The 20,158-nt window shown below is 59.9% G+C and carries 15 protein-coding genes and 3 pseudogenes; 12 read left to right on the forward strand and 6 right to left on the reverse strand.

What is annotated here, in order from left to right:
* Positions 1 to 35 precede the first annotated feature (35 nt).
* Genes V5E97_RS17825 through V5E97_RS17840 form a run of 4 tightly spaced genes read right to left on the reverse strand, consistent with a single transcriptional unit; the run spans position 36 to position 4,324 of the window.
* Positions 36 to 2,534: a DUF1549 domain-containing protein gene (locus tag V5E97_RS17825; protein WP_406700640.1), complete on the reverse strand. Its 2,499-nt coding sequence runs from the start codon at positions 2,532 to 2,534 to the stop codon at positions 36 to 38.
* Entirely contained in the window at positions 2,531 to 3,184 is a 654-nt protein-coding gene (locus V5E97_RS17830) for a hypothetical protein (RefSeq protein ID WP_406700641.1), read from the reverse strand. Before V5E97_RS17830 ends, V5E97_RS17825 begins: the two co-directional genes overlap by 4 nt.
* A gap of 3 nt (positions 3,185 to 3,187) precedes the next feature.
* On the reverse strand, positions 3,188 to 3,757 hold the full coding sequence (locus V5E97_RS17835; protein ID WP_406700642.1) for an anti-sigma factor: 570 nt from the start codon (positions 3,755 to 3,757) through the stop codon (positions 3,188 to 3,190).
* 3 nt (positions 3,758 to 3,760) lie between these two features.
* Positions 3,761 to 4,324 carry an RNA polymerase sigma factor gene (locus tag V5E97_RS17840; RefSeq protein WP_406700643.1) on the reverse strand — a complete coding sequence of 188 codons (564 nt, stop codon included), beginning with the start codon at positions 4,322 to 4,324 and terminating at the stop codon, positions 3,761 to 3,763.
* A 235-nt stretch (positions 4,325 to 4,559) separates the two neighbouring features.
* On the opposite strand from V5E97_RS17840, the gene V5E97_RS17845 reads away from it, so the two are divergent.
* The gene (locus V5E97_RS17845; protein ID WP_406700644.1) at positions 4,560 to 6,035 is read left to right on the forward strand and encodes a DUF1501 domain-containing protein; all 1,476 of its coding nucleotides are present in this window, start codon (positions 4,560 to 4,562) and stop codon (positions 6,033 to 6,035) included.
* Positions 6,036 to 6,374: 339 nt separating this feature from the next.
* Here V5E97_RS17845 and V5E97_RS17850 read toward each other — a convergent pair whose 3' ends face one another.
* On the reverse strand, positions 6,375 to 7,025 hold the full coding sequence (locus V5E97_RS17850; protein ID WP_406700645.1) for a sulfatase/phosphatase domain-containing protein: 651 nt from the start codon (positions 7,023 to 7,025) through the stop codon (positions 6,375 to 6,377).
* 157 nt (positions 7,026 to 7,182) lie between these two features.
* Positions 7,183 to 7,839: pseudogene (locus V5E97_RS17855) on the reverse strand (sulfatase-like hydrolase/transferase); the annotation flags it as partial.
* 201 nt (positions 7,840 to 8,040) lie between these two features.
* Between V5E97_RS17855 and V5E97_RS17860 the strand changes: the two are divergent.
* The 11 genes and pseudogenes from V5E97_RS17860 to V5E97_RS17910 all read left to right on the forward strand — a co-directional run.
* Complete coding sequence (locus tag V5E97_RS17860; protein ID WP_406700646.1) at positions 8,041 to 9,513, forward strand: aldehyde dehydrogenase family protein; 1,473 nt, start codon at positions 8,041 to 8,043, stop codon at positions 9,511 to 9,513.
* Between the two features lie 784 nt (positions 9,514 to 10,297).
* Complete coding sequence (locus V5E97_RS17865) at positions 10,298 to 12,487, forward strand: S9 family peptidase (RefSeq protein WP_406700647.1); 2,190 nt, start codon at positions 10,298 to 10,300, stop codon at positions 12,485 to 12,487.
* 172 nt (positions 12,488 to 12,659) lie between these two features.
* Positions 12,660 to 12,983: a hypothetical protein gene (locus tag V5E97_RS17870; protein ID WP_406700648.1), complete on the forward strand. Its 324-nt coding sequence runs from the start codon at positions 12,660 to 12,662 to the stop codon at positions 12,981 to 12,983.
* The gene (locus V5E97_RS17875) at positions 12,980 to 14,653 is read left to right on the forward strand and encodes a sodium/pantothenate symporter (protein ID WP_406700649.1); all 1,674 of its coding nucleotides are present in this window, start codon (positions 12,980 to 12,982) and stop codon (positions 14,651 to 14,653) included. Before V5E97_RS17870 ends, V5E97_RS17875 begins: the two co-directional genes overlap by 4 nt.
* A 45-nt stretch (positions 14,654 to 14,698) precedes the next feature.
* A complete protein-coding gene (locus V5E97_RS17880; protein ID WP_406700650.1) occupies positions 14,699 to 16,189 on the forward strand; it encodes a M81 family metallopeptidase in 1,491 nt (496 codons plus the stop codon).
* Positions 16,189 to 17,043, forward strand: coding sequence for a carbon-nitrogen hydrolase family protein (locus tag V5E97_RS17885; protein WP_406700651.1), 855 nt, complete (start codon positions 16,189 to 16,191; stop codon positions 17,041 to 17,043). Before V5E97_RS17880 ends, V5E97_RS17885 begins: the two co-directional genes overlap by 1 nt.
* Positions 17,044 to 17,049: 6 nt before the next feature.
* Complete coding sequence (locus tag V5E97_RS17890) at positions 17,050 to 17,439, forward strand: ribosomal maturation YjgA family protein (protein ID WP_406700652.1); 390 nt, start codon at positions 17,050 to 17,052, stop codon at positions 17,437 to 17,439.
* 411 nt (positions 17,440 to 17,850) lie between these two features.
* Complete coding sequence (locus tag V5E97_RS17895; protein WP_406700653.1) at positions 17,851 to 17,946, forward strand: ISAzo13-like element transposase-related protein; 96 nt, start codon at positions 17,851 to 17,853, stop codon at positions 17,944 to 17,946.
* Positions 17,947 to 18,221: 275 nt separating this feature from the next.
* Positions 18,222 to 19,049: pseudogene (locus V5E97_RS17900) on the forward strand (ISAs1 family transposase).
* Positions 19,050 to 19,375: 326 nt separating this feature from the next.
* Positions 19,376 to 19,591, forward strand: coding sequence for a hypothetical protein (locus V5E97_RS17905; RefSeq protein ID WP_406700654.1), 216 nt, complete (start codon positions 19,376 to 19,378; stop codon positions 19,589 to 19,591).
* 166 nt (positions 19,592 to 19,757) lie between these two features.
* Positions 19,758 to 19,931 (forward strand): annotated as a pseudogene (locus V5E97_RS17910) (ribosomal maturation YjgA family protein); the annotation flags it as partial.
* Between the last annotated feature and the right edge of the window lie 227 nt (positions 19,932 to 20,158).

Genomic DNA, 20,158 nt, shown 5'->3' on the forward strand with positions numbered 1-20,158 from the left:
CGGGGACAGGGCCAAAATCCGAACGAACCGCCCGCTCAATGGTTCGTGATGAATTCTTTGGTGTTGAGCAACGCCCAGAGCAGGTCGCGCAGCCCATCGCCTTCATTCTTCACTTGCTTGAGGTGGTCGAGCGCGATCGCGACCTCGTTCTCTGCCGGGTTCCGCCCGAGTGTTCGGAGATAGGCCTCGCGGATCATCTTTTCCGAATCGATCGGGGTCGCCTTGTCCTTGTCCTCTTTACGGGCGGGACGGAGCACCTCACCAAGCCAACCCTTGGGGCGAACGATCGAGGCGAGCACTTCCTGATCGTTCTGGAGATAGATCGACTGGAGCAGGTTGGGTTCGTCCGACCGGTTGCAGTCGCAGTTGGTGTCACGAGTCGAGCGGCCGAACACTTTGCCTGCGTACTGGTTATTGCCGGGGCGATAGCTCCCGCTTCCCTTGGAACCGATCGCGCGGTCGGTGCCCGCGGAGGCCAGCTTGATGAGGTCGGTCGACGAGGCCGTCGATTGGGTCACGGCGTCGATCAAGACCTCGGCGGGCAGCCGGCGAACCATGGCACGACTGAAGTTCCGCTCGTCAAGCCGGTTGGTCTCGTTGGTCTTCCAGCTTCGCTGATACGTATCGCTCAAGGCGATCTCACGATGCAACCACTTCATGTCGAAGTTGTGGCTGAGGAAGCCCTTCGCCAGATAATCCAGCAGCGCCTCATTGCTGGCCGGGTTAGCCATGTTCATATCGTCAGGCGGGTTGATGATCCCCTTCCCGAAGTAGTTGGCCCAGACCCGGTTGACGAAGGCGCGGGCAAAGTAAGGATTCTCCTTATTCCGCATCCACTCCATGAGCGGTTCGCGAGGGTCTTTAACGCTCGCGAGAGAAACCTCGTCACCTCCGAGCAGCTTCGGAGTCGCAACTCGGCCCCCGCCGTTTTTCGGAGCGTTCTCCTGACCGCGCCGGCCTGCGTTACGGTTCCCCTTGGTGACGAAGACTTCCTGCCAAGGGATCGGATTCCCTTTCTTCATCTGCTTTTCGAGAATTCTTCGACGCTCGCCACCATTGGTCGTTTTCGCGAGTCCGAGCTCCTCGGTGAGCTTCTTGACGACCTCACGCGACTCCTTTTCCGGGCCCACCGCATAACGGATGGGGCGGAAGAATTCGGTGAACTGCTTGAAGTCGTCCTGGGTCCACTGATCGAACGGATGTTTGTGGCACTGGGCACACTCCAGCCGGACGCCAAGGAAGCTGTAGCTGAAGCCGAGCGCTTTCTCCTCGGGCTGCCGCATGTTGCGACGAGCCCAGAAGTAGGGCATCGTCTCTCGCTCGCTATAAGCGGGCGGGTCCTCCGCTCGGAAGTAACTGCTTTCTTCCTTGATGAACTCTTCATAGCTCTGGCCCGGCTTCCGGCTGGATGCCGTGACGATGCCGGCGATCAACTGGTCGTAGGGCGTGTTTTCCTCAACTCTGCGGTAGATCCATTCGTACCAGAACCGGGAGGGCTGGTCGGTATTCACCTGCATCTGGAGCGCACGCGGCGAATTTCCAGTGATATCGCAGAGCTTGTTCGTCCACCAGGCGGCATAAGTCGGCCGTGAGAGCAGTTCGTCCACCTTCTGCTCGCGCTTCTTGGGCGATGCATCCGCAAGGAACGCGTTGACCTCGTCGGGAGCAGGCATGGTTCCCGTCATGTCGATGCTGACACGGCGGAGGAATTCAGAGTCCGAGCAGAGCTCGGCGGGAACCACACCCAGCTTGCGCAGTTTGTTCACGACCAATTCGTCGACCTTCGTCGAAGTCGGCACATCAGGATACTTCGGGCCCACCTGTTCCGAGACGGGCGAGAGGATCTGGGTCACCGCCAGCCCATTGTCGTAGAAGGCGACGATGTGCGTGTCCCCTTTCCCCTTGCTCGTGATCAGCCCATCCTGGTCGACCTCGGCGATCGACTCATCGTTGGTCCGGAACCGACTGATGCAGGTCACGTCCTCCTGGCTGCCGTCGGACCAGTGCGCAACGACCTTGAGGGGGACTTGCTCCCCTTCGCGAGCGAAGACAACCTCGGTCGGCGTCACGTCGAGCCGCTCGAAATGAGCGGGGTTCGTCACCCCCTTGGCCCCTTGATCGATCCAGCGCACGAGCATGCGATACTGCCAGCTTTCCTCGTCCATCCGCTTGCCCCCCTTATGGGGAATGGCCAGCGTCGGCTTCTGGATGATCTTGCTCGCCTCAGGGTCGTCCCGATCTACCCGCGCGGAGCCCTCTTTGAGCAGGGCATCATGATCCATTTTGAAGTCATAGCCGAAGAGAGAGAGCCGGAACCCCCCCTGCCCCTGGAACGAGCCATGGCAAGCGCGTGCGTTACAGCCCAAACGCCCCATCAGCGGCAGGATATGCCGCTGGAAATCGGGGACCTCCTCGACCTCGGGAACGGCGAACCGATCCTTGACCGGGCGGACTAACTCTCCGTACGACGCCGACGTCGTCAAAGCGACCAGCACCAACGCGGCGCTGAGCTGCTTGGCGTAACGATCGTTCATGCCTCGGTCTCCTTCTTGGCACGGACGGGCTTGGCCGGGGCGGACTTGCCACCGTCTTGACGCCGTGCGCGGCGAACCTTCTTTTGAAGTTCCAGCAAACGATTATCGATCTGTCGGTTTCGATTATCTTTGAGACGTTTGACCGTCTTCTCAATCTGGCTCAGGCGAGCCCTGAGCTGCTCTTCGAGGAGTTCTTGTTTGCGAATCTCGAGGTCGACCTGATTCTCGAGCGCGAGCCGCAACTGGCTCTCCAACTCGGGCGAAGGCGAGCTGATCAGTCTTGCCGCGAGCAATTCCGCTTTGGACTTGGCCTTCCAGAATTCCAGGCTAACTTCATACAGCGGGGGATTGTTCTTCTTGAGCGTTTCGAGCGATTGGCTCACCTGAAACAACTCGCCGATCGCTCGGCTGTATTCTTCGGGCCTCATCGCCTTGAGCTGTTCGAGCAGGCTGGTCAGCTCAGAATGATGCTGCTTGACGAAGCCAAGCGCGAACTTTTCGCGTTCCGCCTGAGACAACGGGGCTTTTGACTTTTCCGCCCGACTCGATTTGACGGACGACTCGGCGTGACGAGGCTTCGGTTCGTCGGCCGGCGCGGGTGAAAGATTCAGCCAAAGAGCGGCGAAGAGCAGGATCAGGTAGCAACGCATGGCTCAGTTCTCCCTCGTGCCGGCCCCGGACGTCTCAGGAGTCTCGCGGAGCGAGGCCGCTTCCAGGAGCCAGCGAGGTAACAACTCGTCCTCCAAGGCCGATGCGCCAACGGATGGCAAATCAGCCGAAGGCGAAGCAATCGGTTCATCGAGCCAGGCCAGTAACTCGGTATGGGAAACCAGGTCGATTTCGCCGGTCTGCCTCAAGCCTGACCAGGCAATGGCGACCGCTTCGGGAGGATTCGGATTCGCGTTGGCGATGGATGGATCGACCGCCGGATTCGGATCCGCGAAACGGCCGTATTGAAACGTCAGTCCGACGACCGCTCCGAGGCAAGCCGCCGCGAGGCCGAGTCGCATCGGGCGATACAGCCGACGTTTGGCACGCAAGGGGAGAAGGTCGGGGGTCGTTGCGGGTAGTTGCGCAACGACAAGGGTCAATTCGACGGCTTCCGCCACGGCTTCACGGGCCGATTGGTCGTCCGCCAGCAGACGCTCAAAGGCCGCCATCTCGTCGTCCGACAATTCGTTCGAGATGTAGCGGACCGCGAGCAAGAGAAGGTCAGACGGCATCGATCAATCTCCCGGGCGTAAGGAACGCCGCAGCTTTTCCAGAGCGAGTCGCATCCGGGTCAATACTGTCCCCAGCGGCAAGCGAAATTCTTGGGCGATCTCAGCAAACGTCTTGTCTTCATACATCCGAGCCCAGACGACTTGCCGTTGCTCTGAGGGCAAATTCCCCAGCGCCTGCCGTACCGCCTCAATGGTCTCGTCTCGAATCAATCGTTCGTCAGGTCGTTCCACGGGATGACCGCCGAGGTCGGCCAACCGCCGCACTCCCTGGTCGCGAGCGTCCCGCCTCCGCCGCGCGGTCAAGGCCTCGTGAAAGGCCACCCGGAATATCCAACCCTTGAAAGTCTCGGGACGGGCGGTGTGACCGAACTCGACAGCCTTGGCATAGGTCGCTTGAATCACATCGTTCGTCAGTTCCGGATCACGAGTCACGCCCAGAATGAATCGCCGCAACTCGGGCCCGTGACTCTCGTAGAGCGCCACAAACCGCGTCACGTCGATGGTTCCTCCGGACTTCAGACTCTCGGCATCATGCGGAACCGACGGGTGGTCGTTCGCATTATTCATCGACGACCCTCCCCTGTCGCAAGTTAACGATGCGCGAGCCGACCGGTTTATTTTCAGGTTCTTAAAATTCTTTGCGAAACGCGTTCGGCCCCTTCTGGCAACGGCTGGAACCTCAATCCTGCTCAATTCGGAGTCAGGCCTGAGGATTGGACTTCCCGGGTCGGCCCAGCTAAGCTCAAACAAATTGCTCGCGGGGACGTGAGGTCCTGGACGACCCGAAGTTCGGAGCCAAGCCATGCCACGGTTAAATCAAGAGGGCTGTCCGACGCCGTTCCTTCATCCGAAACTGTCGAGGCGAGTCGCCATCCAGGCGGGCGCAGTCGGGCTGCTCGGGCTCGGAACGAATCATCTGGCCGCCTTAAGAAACCTCGGCGCGGCGAGCGAAGTCGGGCGCGCGGCTCCACGCGCCCGCGCGGTGATCTATATCTTCCTCTCGGGCGGTCTGGGGCAACAAGATAGTTTTGACCTCAAGCCCGAGGCGCCCGAACAGATTCGGGGCGAATTCAAACCGATTGCCACCCGTACACCTGGAATCGAGATCTGCGAGCATCTGCCCATGCTCGCGAACCGGAGCCAGCACTGGTCGTTGTTACGGTCGCTGACCCATTCCTCGAACGATCATTCGGCCGGCCATCTGATCATGCTCACCGGCCGAAATCAGCTTCCTCCAGGGTTCGATCCCACGAAGCCGTCGCCGACCGATTGGCCCTCGATCGCCGCCATTGCCGGGTCATTGACAAAGCCGAGGAACAACCTACCGCCCGCGGTCATCCTCCCCGAAAAGCTGGTTCACAATTCAGGCCGAGTGATCCCGGGGCAACTCGCGGGAGTGATGGGTCCCTCACGCGATCCGATGTTGATCGAAGCGTCTCCGTTCGATCCCACGGCCTATGGAGCTTATCCCGAGTACGAGTTCGATCACCAGGAGCGCCAACGAACTCCCGCCGTGAAACGCTTCCAGGCGCCCAACCTGTCTCTGCCCGAAGGTTTCGGTGCCGCGAGGTTCTCTCATCGACTCGAAATGCTCGACCATCTTGACGCTCAGCGTCGCGAACTGGATGAAAACGCGGAGACCGTGCAGCTCGATCGGCATCGCCAGGACGCCGTCTCCATGCTGACCGACCCCCGCGTCAAGCAGGCTTTCGACGTCATGGGCGCCGATCCGAAAATGCTCGAACGCTACGGTCGAAACTCGTTCGGCTGGTCCCTCTTAATGGCGCGTCGACTGGTGGAGTCGGGGGTCAACCTGGTTCAGGTCAACCTCGGGAACAACGAGACGTGGGACACGCATGGCAACGCCTTCCCCCACCTCCGCGATAACCTCTTCCCACCGACCGACCGAGCCTTATCCGCCCTGCTCGACGACCTCCACGCGACCGGCCTGCTCGACTCGACGCTCATCGTGATGGCGGGGGAGTTCGGTCGCACGCCTCGGATCTCGACCCTCCCCAAGTTTTACAAGTCGTCGGGCCGTGACCACTGGGGACATGTTCAAACCGTTTTCTTCGCCGGTGGCGGCACGCAAGGTGGCCGGGTCGTCGGTTCCACCGACAAGATCGCGGGCTATCCCAACTCCGACCCGCAGACCCCCGAAGCGTTGGCCGCAACCATCTATCGCTCGCTGGGCATCCCCCAATCCGCCCACTGGACCGACGCGCAAGCCCGCCCCCACTTTATCTACCATGGCGAACCCATCGCCGGCCTCTTCTGAGCCGCCCCGCCTTCGGACCTTCAAAACCTTCGCTTCGTCGAAGGAAACACAACACTCTCGTTGGGTCCAATCAAAAGCCTCTTCCGTGGTGCCCCACGCCAACTTCCGAGAAGCAGACACATCTAATCATTAAGTCTTGTAGGGTGGGCACGGCCCACCATTTTTTGCCATTTCTTGCAAGGTAGGCATTTAGCCTGACGCCACCTCAAACGGACGACAGGCTGAAGCCAACCCTCCAAGAATCGGGACGGTTGGCTTCGTGCCATCACCCTCCCACGAATTTTGATTCGAAACTTCCCGGCTCGTTTGCGATAAGACAACGATCCGCGACCAGTTCACTCATGGGGCTGGTTTCAGCCCCTCCGCGCGCGATGCTGGCTTCATGCTTTCTTGGAGCAGACGCTTCATCTCGGCGATGGTCTCGGCGTACTGGGAGTCGGAAGCGAGGTTCGTCCCCTCGTGCGGGTCCTTTTCGTGGTCGTACAACTGAACGCCCCGTTTGCCGCCATCCCACTCGGTGTAGCGGAACCGCTCGGAGCGAACGGAATACCCCTTGAACGGATCCTGCTTCGCTCTACGGCTCAACTGAGTCACTGCCCCGTGAGGCCAAGCCCTGTCGGGATCTTCGAGCAATGGGCGCAGGCTTCGCCCATCGAGATCGGCGGGCGGAGTCAGGCCGCAGAGATCGGCCAAGGTAGGATAGAGGTCGATGAGCTCGACCACTTTCGAGGTCGCCCGCTGATTCCCGTTCATTTCAGGGGCCGCGATAATCAGAGGGACCCGGGCCGATTCTTCGAAGAGAGTCATCTTTTGCCAGAGCCCGTGCTCGCCAAGCTGATAGCCATGATCGCTCATGAAGACGATGATGGTACGACGGCCAAGCCCGAGCCGGTCGACCGCATCGACCACCTTGCCGACCTGCGCATCCATAAATGATATTGCGGAATAATAGGCCTGGATGGCTTGTTGCTGGAGGTGGGCTGATGCCATAATTCGGTGGATTGACCGTCAATGCGGGCGCTGGTACCCCGTCTCGTCGCGCCCCGGTTCCACTGACGAGGGAAATCTTGTCGACCGGATAAAGGTCAAACCAAGGTTTCGGGGCGACGTAAGGGGTGTGAGGCCGAAAGAAACCCATCGCGAGAAAGAAAGGGCGATCACGATTCTGCTCCAAGAGGCGGACCGCGGCCTCCGCTCCCTTGCCGTCCGTCTGTTCCGAATCTACCCCATCGGCGGCCAGCCAGCTCAAGGTGGCGCCAAAGCCACTGCCCGGCTTGATGGTGAAGATCTTATCCTCATCGTCCTTGTCCCGCCCCCGAGGGTTGACAACCTCATCCCACGACTCGGGATCATCCAGCCCGTCGGTGCCGATCTGTCCGGGCACCCCGTAGTGGAAGAGTTTACCCACGCGAGCGACGTGATATCCCTGTTTTCGAAACAGTTGGGGGAGGGTCACGGTGGTCGGTCGATTCGTCCGAAACCGAGCGGCATTATCCGTCACCCCGGTCGTGTCGGGCCGAAGGCCGGTCAAGAAGGAGGTCCGACTCGGGTTGCAGAGGGGGAACTGACAGTAGGCCCGATCGAACCGAACGCCTCGGGAGGCCAATCGATCGATATTGGGGGTGCGGACCAGCGGGTGTCCGTAACAGCCGAGCGCATTCCGCAAGTCGTCGGCCGTGATCAAGACAACGTTGAGCCGACGATCGGCGGACTTCGGTTCTTCCGCGGCGACCACGATCGTGCTCGTCAGAACCAGGCTGTGCGCGATCGTGGCAACGCATCTCGATAAGATCTTTGATGTCATCGTCCGTTCTCCCTGATCAGCAACAGATCAGGCTCGTGGGACGCCCCCCAAGCCTCGCCAACCAGGCCCGGATGATACCCCCCTGAGACTCGCGTTTCGAGACTCAGGACGGATTTCGCAAGGGGTTGACAGGCTGCGACCGCTTCCGGACCATTGCCTTATTCAGTCCGAGACCGACGCACCCCTTATCGAGATTTTATCATGGCCCAAACCGCGACGGCCCCACGGGCCACTCCGGCCATTCGTCACACAAAACTCCTGATCGACAATCAATGGGTCGATCCGATCGAGGGGGGAGAGTTCGAGACCTACAATCCCGCCACGGGTGAGGTCATCGCCCGGGTGGGTGCCGGAACGGCCGCCGACGTGGATAAGGCGGTCAAGGCCGCCCGTCGGGCACTCGAGTCTGGCCCCTGGAACACCATGGACGCCGCCGACCGTGGTCGCTTGATGTATCAGCTGAGCGACCTCGTCGAGCGCCACGGCGAAGAGCTCGCCGCGCTCGAGTCGCTCAACTGCGGCAAGACGATCAGCGACTCCAAGGGAGACATCGAAGGCGTCGTCAACACGCTCCGCTACTATGCCGGCTGGGCCGACAAGATCGAAGGCAAGACGCTACCGGTGCGCGGAAGCTTCCTTTCCTATACGCTGAGACAGCCCGTCGGCGTCGTCGGCCAGATCATCCCTTGGAATTTCCCGCTCTTGATGCTCGCGTGGAAGTGGGGCCCCGCGCTCGCTTGCGGCAACACCGTGGTGATGAAGCCCGCCGAGCAGACCCCCTTGACCGCACTCCGGATCGCCGATCTGGCAATTGAAGCGGGATTCCCCGCGGGCGTGATCAATATCATCAACGGGCTCGGTGAGACGGCGGGGGCCGCCTTGGTGGGGCATCCGGATGTCGACAAGATTGCATTCACCGGCCACGTCGATACCGCCAAGATCATTCAGCGTCAGGCGGCTGAGACGCTCAAGCGAACGACGTTCGAGCTCGGCGGCAAGAGCCCCAACGTGATCTTCGCCGACGCGAACTTGGAGGAGGCCGTCGCAGGCGCCTTCCACGCGATTTACTTCCACGGCGGCCAGTGCTGCACCGCGGGAAGCCGACTCTTCGTCGAGCAGAAGATTCACAAGGAGTTCGTCCAGCGGCTGGTCGAGAAGGCCAAAACGCGGGCGATCGGCGATCCCCTGAACCCAGCCACCGAGCAAGGTCCGCAAGTCTCGCAAGAGCAGCTCGACAAGATCCTCCACTACGTCGACCTCGGCCAGAAGCAAGGGGCCAAGCTCCTCTCTGGTGGCGGACGCGTCGGCGATCGCGGGTTCTTCGTCGCGCCCACGATCTTCGACGACGTCAAGGATGACATGGCGATCGCCCGCGACGAGATCTTCGGACCCGTCGTCAGCGTGCTTCCGTTCAACGGGGTCGACGAAGTTATCGAGCGATCGAATAACACCTCGTACGGCCTGGCCGCCGCGATCTGGACCAAAGACATCGACAAGGCCCATCTCTTCGCCAAACGGGTCAAGGCTGGAACCGTCTGGGTCAACTGCTACCACGTCGTCGACACCACGACCCCCTTCGGCGGTTTCAAGATGTCCGGGCAAGGCCGCGAGAACGGTGAAGCCGCGCTCGAGCACTACAGCGAGATGAAAACCGTCACCGTCAAACTCGGTTGATCCACCCTCGAGAACGGCCCAGACCCTCGGACTCTCCGGGAGGTCTGGGCCGGCAACCGGCCAGAAAAATCAACACATGCGTACCAAAGAACACGTGACACTATCTTTTGTGGTTGCGGAGCGATGAGTGATCTTCCAATGCCCGAGCCGTTCGATTGATGGCTTGGTCGCGATCCTTGACTTCTCGGGGCTGAGTGACCACGGACAGTAATTTCTCCGGCCCCTTCTTACAGCGGTTTGCCAACGGATTGCGTACGACGAAGGAAAAAGGGGACTGGCTCCCGGCCCGCGAGTCCCTTGGCACCGACTGATCCACGTAGCGGCCGGGTGCCTGTCCCTTTTTTCCGTGCGCCAGCCGAACACCAACCGCTGTAATCCATGCATCTGCAAGTTCTCCATCTCAGGCTAACCATGTGGACATGGCATTCCTTTGAATTGAGTGCTATCCGCTGGATGTTCCTCTGACAAATCAAAGAAAAGCTTCACCAACGGCTTGAGCGAGTCCCAATCAGTCGCACCTCCGGCCCGAACAGATGTCTCTCGGTCCTAGACAGCTTCCTGAACGCGTGCCGACTCCGATTGAGATACGGCCGAGCTGGCCAGGCCACGGGCTGGGCTCAATCCTGACACCAATGCAATTAAAATGCGTTACTTATCGATTTCCCAATAAGAGGCAAAGCCCCCGGCTGCCACTTTCTGCAGGCCGGTTCCCGCGACCTTCATCTCGAGAGAACCGATGAGACAAGTCCGCGCTCGCTTGATCCTGACTTTCCTCGGAGTTTTCATGTCGGAACGATCAGAGCTCTTAGCCGTGACCCCAGACACGAAGCGCGAAGGGGTCGATGCGGCGGCGGTCGCTAAACTCCCCGCGCCTGGCAGCGTGGTTCCAGCTGCGTTCGGCTTCACTCCGGATGGAAAGGCTCTCACTTATCTGAAATCGGAGTCGGCCAGTTTGAGCCGCGTGCTCTGGCGCGTGGAGCTCACGGGGGGCGAACCGCGAGTCGTGGCCAGACCGCCTGGCAACGGGGATACGGAATCCACGCTCTCGGAGGCGGAAAAACTGCGCCGCGAGCGCCAGCGTCTGCGTGAAACCGGGATCACCCAAGTCGTCCGCGCCGAGGCGGCCGATGTCTCGGTCTTCCCGATCGGCGGCGATCTCTACCTGCAACGTCAGGACGGACCTCTTGAACGCATCACCAATACGCCCACACCCGAGCTCGATCCCAGGTTGACTCGCGACGGATCCAAGGTCGCATTCGTGCGCGATGACGAGTTGCACGTGATCGACCTGGCCTCCCGGCAAGAGCAGAGGCTCACCCAAGGGGCCGGTGACGGGGTGACTCACGCCCTCGCCGAGTTCATCGCGCAAGAAGAAATGGATCGAGCGAGCGGATACTGGTGGTCACCCGACGGCGCAACAATCGCCTACCAGGAGACCGATGAGCGGCATATCCCCCCCTACTCCATCGTCCATCAAGGGGGAGAGCAAATCTCGGTCGAGACCCACCGCTATCCCTTCTCCGGCGCGGCCAATGCCAAGGTCCGTCTTGGCGTCGTCTCAGCCAGCGGGGGCCCGACGCGTTGGCTCGACCTGGGAGAACCCGCTGCGGATTTTTATCTCGCTCGGGTGAACTGGGCGTCCCCGACCTCGCTCCTGGTCCAGATCCTTTCACGCGACCAGAAGAGCTTGCGCCTTTATCGGTTTAACCTCGAGTCGCTTCAGAAAACGCTTCTGATCGAGGAAACATCCGAGACCTGGGTCAACCTCCACAACGACCTTCGTGTGCTCGATTCGACCGGAGAAATCCTCTGGTCGTCCGAGCGCACCGGGTTTCGTCACCTTCAACTGCATGATCGGGATGGGAAGCTCCTACGAACGTTGACCGCGGGCGACTGGCCCGTGGATGCCCTCGTGGCGATCAATGAGAACCGGCGTGAAGCCTGGTTCTCTGCCGGGCGCGAGACTCCGCTCGAAACCCATCTTTACCGCGTCTCGCTCGACGGAGGCGAGGTCGTCCGGCTCACGGACGAGCCCGGCACGCACCGAACCGTCGTGGCGTCGAATGGCGAACATTTCGTGGATGTGGCATCCAGCCTCAATCGACCGCCGCTCACGACGATTCGCGATCGTGAGGGAAATCCTCTCAAGATACTCGACGACTCGAGTTCCGACCCCAGAGTCGGCAGCCTGCGACTGGCTCCTCCGGAACTGATCGAATTCGTCAATCGCGACGGTATCAAGCTCCAGGGGGCCTTCTATCCGCCGAAATCGAAAGTTCTCGGTGAGAAGACTCCGCTCATCGTGATCGTCTATGGCGGACCTCACGTGCAGACGGTCTCGAACTCCTGGGCTTTGTCGGCCGACATGAACGCCCAGTACTTGACCGAACGTGGATACGCCGTCTGGAAGACCGACAATCGAGGCTCCGCGCGACGGGGACACGCCTTCGAATCCGCGCTCAATCGAGAGATGGGCAACGTTGAGGTACGCGACCAGGTGGATGGCGTAAGCTTTGTCGGAACCCATTGGCCCGAAGTCGATCTCGGGCGAGTCGGCCTCACCGGAAGCAGCTACGGCGGCTACATGACGCTCCGGTGCCTGACCGAGGCGCCTGACGTTTTTCGAGCGGGTGTTTCGGTCGCGCCTGTGACCGATTGGGACGGTTATGACACCTGCTACACCGAGCGCTACATGGGGACGCCCATGAATAATGCGGATGGTTATCGCAAGTCATCGGTCCTGCCCCATGTCGAGAAGCTCCGCGGCGAACTGCTCGTGATCCACGGAATGCTTGACGAAAACGTTCATTTCCGCCACACCGCGCGATTGACGACCGCCTTGATCTCGGCTTCGAAGCCGTTTGCACTGCTCCCCTTGCCCGACGAACGACACTCGTCGCGACGCGACGCCGATCGTAAATACGTGGCTGAGCGAATCGCTGGTTTCTTCGAGCAGGCCCTGGGCTCACGGTGAAATTCCGGACTGTAACGATTAGAGTTAGTCGATCAGTGCGTCTTGGGGGTTGCGTTCGCCTCACCGACGTGAGAAAAGAATTTGGCCCCTCGACGCACTCTCCCGACGTCAGGCAACGAACATCGCGCTGGCATCCCCTGCCGGCCTCACCGAAGTTAGGAGTGCACTCGCCGTGTCCGGAGACATCGATCCCGTTTTGAAGCATTCCCGACGTGAGGCGATCATCATTGGGGTGGCCTGGCTCATCTCGACGATTTATTGCTGCGCGTACTGTTACTGGGCCGGCTACATCCGCGAGGGGCGGCCGCTCGGCGTCGATGATGTGCGACCCATATTTGGGATGCCGTCCTGGGTTTTCTGGGGAATCATGGTCCCCTGGCTATTCTGCTCGCTCTTCACTTTCTGGTTCGCCGGCTTCTACATGGCGGACGACGACCTGGGCGCGGATCACACAGACGAGCTCGAGAGCGACATCCGGGAAGGGGGCCTCCATTGAATCATGTTCAATCCATTCACGCTCAGCCGCCGACGCTGATCGCGTTGCTCCTCTTCACGCTGATCTCGCTCGGATTGGGCGTCGTTGCCAATCTCGCCCAGCGCAAAGGAACATTCCTCGAGAAATACTTCCTGGGAGGTCGCTCGCTCGGCCCGTTTGCCGTGGCGTTGACTGCCGCCGTGATGAGCGGCGGTACGTTCGTCGGGTTCCCGTCCCTGGTTTATAGCTTCGGCTGGGTCGTGGCCCTCTGGATCGCCTCGTACATGATCGCCCCGGTGACCGTGCTCGGCATCCTCGGCAAGCGGATCGGCCAGCTCTCCCGAAAGACCGGCGCCATCACTCTGCCCGACCTCTTCCGCGAGCGATTCGGTAGCCCGGCGCTCGGACTCATGACCAGCCTGCTGGTGATGTTCTTCCTGGTCTGCAACCTCGTCGCGCAATTCTCCGCGGGCGCCCGGATCATGAAGATCGTGCTCCCGGTGCAGACAACCTCCTGGTTCGTGAGCGGAGAGCTCGCGGACTCGTCGAACGCCGGCTACTACATCGGTCTGGCGATCTTCACGGCGACCGTCGTGGCCTACACCACCTATGGCGGTTTTCTGGCCGCGATCTGGACCGACGTCTTCCAGAGTATCATCATGGCGATCGGGGTCATGCTCCTCCTCCCGCTGGCGATGAACGCCTCGGGCGGGTTCGCGCAGGCCACCTACTCGGGCATGGCGCAGACCGACCCAGGGTTCGGCTTCGGTCCAGGCGCGGGGCGAGCGTTTCATCCGCTGGGCCTTGCCGTCTCATTCTTTTTCATGTGGGCCATCACGGGGATGGGGCAGCCATCAACGCTTGTTCGCCTGATGGCGTTCCGCGACTCCAAGACCCTGCGCTATTCCATCATCTATCTCACCATCTACAACGCCCTGATCTACATCCCGCTGATCTTCATCTTCGTGGCGGCTCGGAGCATCCTGCCGAACCTGGCGTCCTCGGACGATGTGATGCCAAGTCTCGTCATCAAGCTCGCCAACCCTTATGTCGCCGGCTTGATTCTCGCCGCGCCCTACGGGGCCGTTCTGAGCACCGTGAGCGGCTGGCTTCTGATCGTCTCATCGGGCCTGGTGCGCGACCTCTACCAACGTTTCTTCCGCCCGACCGCAACGGAGCGCGAGATCGCCTGGGCGAGCTATTCAACCACGGTGGCGATCGGCCTGATCGTCGCGATCGTGGCCCTCAAGCCACCGACTTATCTTCAGCTCATCATCGTCTTCTCGAGCACCGGGATGGCGGCGGCGTTCCTGATGCCCGCGCTCCTCGGCTGCTTCTGGCGGCGGTCGACAGCCGCGGGAGCGATCGCGGCGATGGCCACGGGAGCGACAGTGACGCTCGGCCTTTACGTGCTCGGCACGCTCGGTCCCGATCGCTTGCACCTCAGCTGGCTCTTCGCGCCCAACCAAGACATCGGAGCGGCGAGTTCGTTCCGACCATACTACCTGTTCGGACTCGATCCCTGCATCTGGGGACTTTCATCGTCGCTCGCGGCCGGCCTGATCGGGAGTTGGCTCTCTCCGCCTCCCCCCGAAGAGCGCGTCGCGCTCCTCTTCGACGCGCAACCGGCCAACGCTCCAGCGCCCGCCACGCTGGACCTGCATCCGACGCCCAAGCCCAGCACGGCGTGAGGTTCTGATTCGTCTCGTTCCAACTTTCTTTGTGAGGGCTTCGCAATGGCCAGAATCGCCGTGGGCGGGCTGATGCATGAGTCGAATACCTTCGCGACCGCTCGAACGGATCTCGCCGCGTTTGAGTCGGGAGGGTTGGAGACCGGCGACGGAATCTTCCAACGCTGGGGCGAAGCCCATCACGAGGTCGGCGGATTCTTTGAATCCGCCGCGAAGAACGGTTTCGAGGTTGTTCCCACGTTGATGGGCTGGGCGACCCCGTCCGGCCCATTGACCTCCGAGGCTTACTGCGAGTTGACCGATCGTCTGCTCCATGCCTTGCGAGACGCCGGGCCCGTCGACGCCGTCCTCCTGGCACTCCACGGCGCGATGGTCGCCGATGGCGAAGACGACGCGGATGGTAACTTGCTTGCCAAGGTCCGCAACTTGATCGGCCCCAGCCGCCCCCTGATCGTTACACTCGACTATCATGCCAACGTCTCCCCGCTCATGGTGTCAGAGAGTAATGCGCTGATCGCCTACCGGACCTACCCTCACGTTGATCAACGAGCGCGGGGCAAGACGGCGGGCGACCTGGCCTGGCGCGCCGCAACCGCACGCATTCGACCGACACAGGCGATGAGCAAGCCACCGATCCTGATCCATTTGCTCGCACAAGAGACGACTCGAGAACCGATGAAGAGCCTGATCGACGGGCTCGAAAGCCTGGATCGATCTCAGGGATTCCTTGATGCCAGCATCCTCGCCGGCTTCCCTTACGCCGATGTCGCGGCTACCGGACCAACCTGTATCGCGGTGACTGACAATAATCTCGCCTTGGCCTCGGAAATCGCCGAGCATCTCTCCGCGAGTCTCTGGAGTCATCGTCACCAACTCACAGCCAGCCCCCCGATCGCGGCCGAAGCCGTAGCTCTCGCCCTGGCGACAGACAAGACCCCGGTCATTCTGGTCGACCTGGGAGACAACATCGGCGGCGGTTCGGCAGCCGACAGCACCGTCTTGATCCACGAACTGCTCAAGCAAGGGGCAACCGATTCCATCGTCGTGCTCTTCGATCCCGAAGCGGTCCAGACGTGCCAACGGGCCGGCGTCGGAGGGTCCGTCGCCCTCTCGGCCGGTGGAAAGATTGATCGCAATGCGCCTCCTTTAAAAGTGGCCGGGCTCGTCGAGATTCTCCATGACGGCCGCTACGTCGAGGAACTTCCGAGACACGGTGGAATCCGAAACAACAATCAAGGGGCCACGTCGGTTGTCAGGCTGGACGGAGCGAACCGGGTTGTGCTCACCTCGTTGCGCCATCCTCCCTTCAGCCTCGGCCAACTGACGAGCCTGGGACTCGACCCGAAGAGCGCCCGGTTCATCGTGGTCAAGGCGGCCGTCGCCTACAAGGCAGCCTACGCCCCGATTGCCGGCACGATCATCGAGGTGGACACACCTGGTTTGACCGCATCGAATCCGGCACGATATACTTACGAAAGAATCCGTAGGCCCATCCTTCCACTCGACCCAGAACCCGTTGTCAAGGCGGTCATCTGATGAACCTGCCAAGCCCGATCCGAATCGCCGGGGTCCAGATGGACGTCAAGATCGGCGATATCGCGGCCAATCGCGCCGCGATTCTCGGCCAGATCAGCGTGGCCGCCGACGCAGGGGCCAAGCTCATCGTCTTCCCGGAATGCGCCCTGACCGGCTATGGCTTCGAGAGCCGCGAAGAGGCGTTGAGCTTTGCCGAGCCGATTCCAGGGCCAAGTACCCAGGCGATCGAGACCCACTGCGCCAAGCTCGGGATCGCCACCGTCTTTGGCTTGCTCGAACGGGACGGCGACCGTCTCTACAACGCCTGCGTGCTTGTCGGTCCGTCGGGGGTCATCGGCTCCTACCGCAAGGTGCATCTCCCGTTCCTCGGGGTCGATCGCTTCGCGGATCCCGGTGATCGCCCGTTCGCCGTCCAGGAATACGAAGGTTTACGGATCGGCATGCACATCTGTTACGACGGGGCGTTTCCGGAGTCGGGACGCGTTCTGAGTCTCTTGGGTGCGGACGTGCTCCTGCTGCCGACAAACTGGCCGACTCATTCGGAGTGCGCGGCGATTCATATGATCGCCTGCCGCGCCATGGAGAACGTCGTCTATGCGATGGCGGTGAATCGAGTCGGCGAAGAGCGCGGATTCCGGTTCATCGGCCGCAGTTCGATCGCCAGCCCCAACGGCGAGATTCTCCAATCCGCCAGCCCAGACTCGGAAGAGATCTTCTATGCCGAGATCGACCCGGCCCGCTCGCGACAAAAGCGGCTGATCAGGGTCCCGGGCAAACACGAGGTTGACCGGATCGCCGACCGCCGACCGGAGTTTTACACCGAGTTGGTTCGCCCGAAACCAGCGCGGGACTGAAGGCGAATGGACCGGCGTCGGAGTCGAAGCCTCATCGGTCTCGCCATCCTTCTCGTGATCATCCTCGGTCTCAGCTCGCGCCGATTGCCGGGATATCTTCCCAGGGTCGTCAGCCTCTATGCGGGCGACGTCCTCTGGGCACTTGCCGTCTATCTCGGCTTCATCTTCGTACGATCGACTGCGTCCAAACCGATGGCAGCCACACTCGCTCTGTGCTTCGCACTGCTGGTCGAGATCAGCCAGCTTTACCATGCCCCCTGGATTGATTCCATCCGCGCCAACCCCTTTGGCGGCCTGATTCTCGGCTTCGGATTCCTCTGGAGCGATCTGGTCTGCTACTGTGTCGGCATTGCGCTCGGGGTCATCCTTGATAGAAACTTTCGCAATACATCATAAAACGATAACAACACATAATTAAACTAAGCTCGGCTGAAAAGTGGTTAGGGCCCGTAAAAAATTAATCGTTACAGTTAATATAGAAGAAGCTATGATGCCAGGATGAGTAATATCGAAGAACTTGAGCGGAAATACGCCGTACTATTTCCGCATCTCAATGAGCGACAGCAACACTTGGTCGCTGCCTTTGATGGCCAACGATTAGGGCGTGGAGGTATTGCCCTCGTCTCTCGTGTTACTGGATTTTCCCGCCCGACCATCTATCGGGCCATCGAGAGCCTTTCTCAACATCCCCTCCCCGTTGAGCGGGTACGGAACTCGGGAGCCGGACGGAAGCCATTGGTCCAGCATGACCCCCTCTTGGTCCAATCCTTGGAAGCTTTGATCGACCCTGATACTCGGGGCGATCCCATGTCTCCATTGCGGTGGACCTGTAAGAGTACCCGCCAGTTAGCCAGCCAACTGACGGCTCAGGGACATCCCATCAGTCATATGACGGTCGCTTAATTGTCACATCAGGGCCAGCGCACACTTTTTTGTTGATGGAATAGACTTTGCGGAATCAGGCAGAAACCCCGAAAAAAGCGTTGATCTCCGGCGTCAGTAGGAGGCGACGGACGGGAAAGGCGGCAAACATTGTGCTTCCAGAGCTGTCCCTGATTCCCCGAAAACCCTCGAATCTGCCCTTGTTTCCAGAGGTCGCTCTTCCAAAGTCCTTTGATGCCAACATCTAAGTGTGCGCTGGTCCTGCGGAGACCGGCGTGGAACAACCGATCCTGGCGGTGGACGGCAAGACGTTGCGGCGGAGCCACGATCGCAAGAACGGGCTGGGAGCCTTGCATTCGGTGAGCGTCTGGGCCAGCGAATTTGGACTGTCGCTGGGGCAAGTGGCCTGCGCCGAGAAATCCAACGAGATCACGGCGATTCCCGAATTGCTGAGGCTGGTGGACATCAAAGGGGCGATCATCACGATCGACGCGATGGGGACGCAGTAGGCGATCGCCGCGCAGATCATCGATGGCGAGGCGGATTATCTGTTGGCGGTGAAAGGGAACCAGGAGACGTTGTTTTAGGCCGTCATGGAATCGATCAACAAGGAGTGGGAGAACGATTTCGTCGATGTCAAGGCAGGTCAACTTCAGACCCGCGAGAAGGCGCACGGGCGTGAAGAAACCCGCACTTACATTCAAATGGCTGTGCCTACAGATTTGCCAGGGCTCGCGTTATGGAAGGGCATGAAGTCGATCGGTGTGGTGGTCTTGGATTGCGTGCGAAATGGGAAAACAACGAATGAAGTCCGTTATTACATCAGCAGCCTTGAGGTAAACTTAAAACTGTTTTCTCGCGCAGTTCGAGGCCATTGGGGCATCGAAAATAGCTGCCATTGGAGCCTGGATATGACTTATCGTGAGGATGAATCGCGTATTCGGGAGACGCAGCTGCGTGAGAATTTCGCATGGATCAATCGCCTGACCCTCTCACTGCTGAAGCAACATCCCGGGCGTGAAAGTATCGCGATGAAGCGACGCAGTTGCGGTTGGAGCGATGAGTTCCTGTTGCAGGTGCTTGTCGGATCTACAAGTCAGTATGCGCTGTCCCTGAACGAATAATCCATAGCATACCAACCAATAACGAAACGATAAACACAAACATCCGAATTGCAGATTCGGCTCCTTTCTCTTTATATTCACAAATCAAAAACGTCAAATAAAACACGACCATGCAATGAGGCATCAAATAGTATCTAAACTTTCTTCGTTTTATGCCTTTGTTGGATTTCATTGAACTTGTCTCCTCCGCTATCTAATTGTGTTTGCAATCATTGCATCAACCCATCCTGATTGATGGTGAGAAATTCTCGGAGAAGCCGAACATGGGAAGGTTTAGAGCGGTTTACCCACGTGTTGCGCACAGGCCGGCGTGTTCGAACCAGCCGATGATGCCTTCGAGAGTCACTGGCTTCAATCCGTCACTGATGGCTTTAGAGATGCCCTTGATCGTCCGTGTCGCCACCCGAGAGTCGGACCAGAACGTGGAGGTGGTTGTCGAGCACGGCGAACCCGCCGACGGCGATGAAGAAGATGCCGACCAACTCCTGAAGCCGGATTTCGATCCACAGCTTTCGGTCAGAGCCGCCTTCGCCGAGCAATAAGGCGAGTCGGACGCATCGCGTGACGCAGTGACACCATCGTGTGACGTGGGGTCGACGAGATCAGCGCGAGCGATCGTCATTGTTGGGTCTCCTGGGTGAATCTGAGGAATCTACCAGATTCTAATGCCAGGATACAGAGTACAATGCATGTCCTTGCCCTTAGCTGATCGAAATCAGCCAGCTCTACCATGCGTCCTGGATTGATTCGATCCGCGACAACCCCGTGGGCGGCCTGATTCTCGGCTTCGGATTCCTCTGGAGCGATCTGGTCTGCTACTGTGTCAGCATTGCGCTCGGGGTCATCCTTGATAGAAATTTTTTGCAACATATCACAAAATGACTACAACATACAATTAAACTAAAATCGACTGAAAAGTGGTTAGGCAATTCGTGGTGTATCCGACAAGCTCTCGGTGGCGGACTCACTGTCAATGGACCCGAATTGTTACGAGGTTAGTGAACCCGAACGATTACGAGACCTGAAGGTCTCCTGACCGGGTGAGCCTCCAGGACTGCCTCACTCGCCGCGTTTGAAAACAACGATCCGCGAAAGTGCTAAAGCACCGA

The sequence above is a fragment of the Singulisphaera photorubra genome, from assembly GCF_045290345.1.
In the GTDB taxonomy this organism is placed as follows: domain Bacteria; phylum Planctomycetota; class Planctomycetia; order Isosphaerales; family Isosphaeraceae; genus Singulisphaera.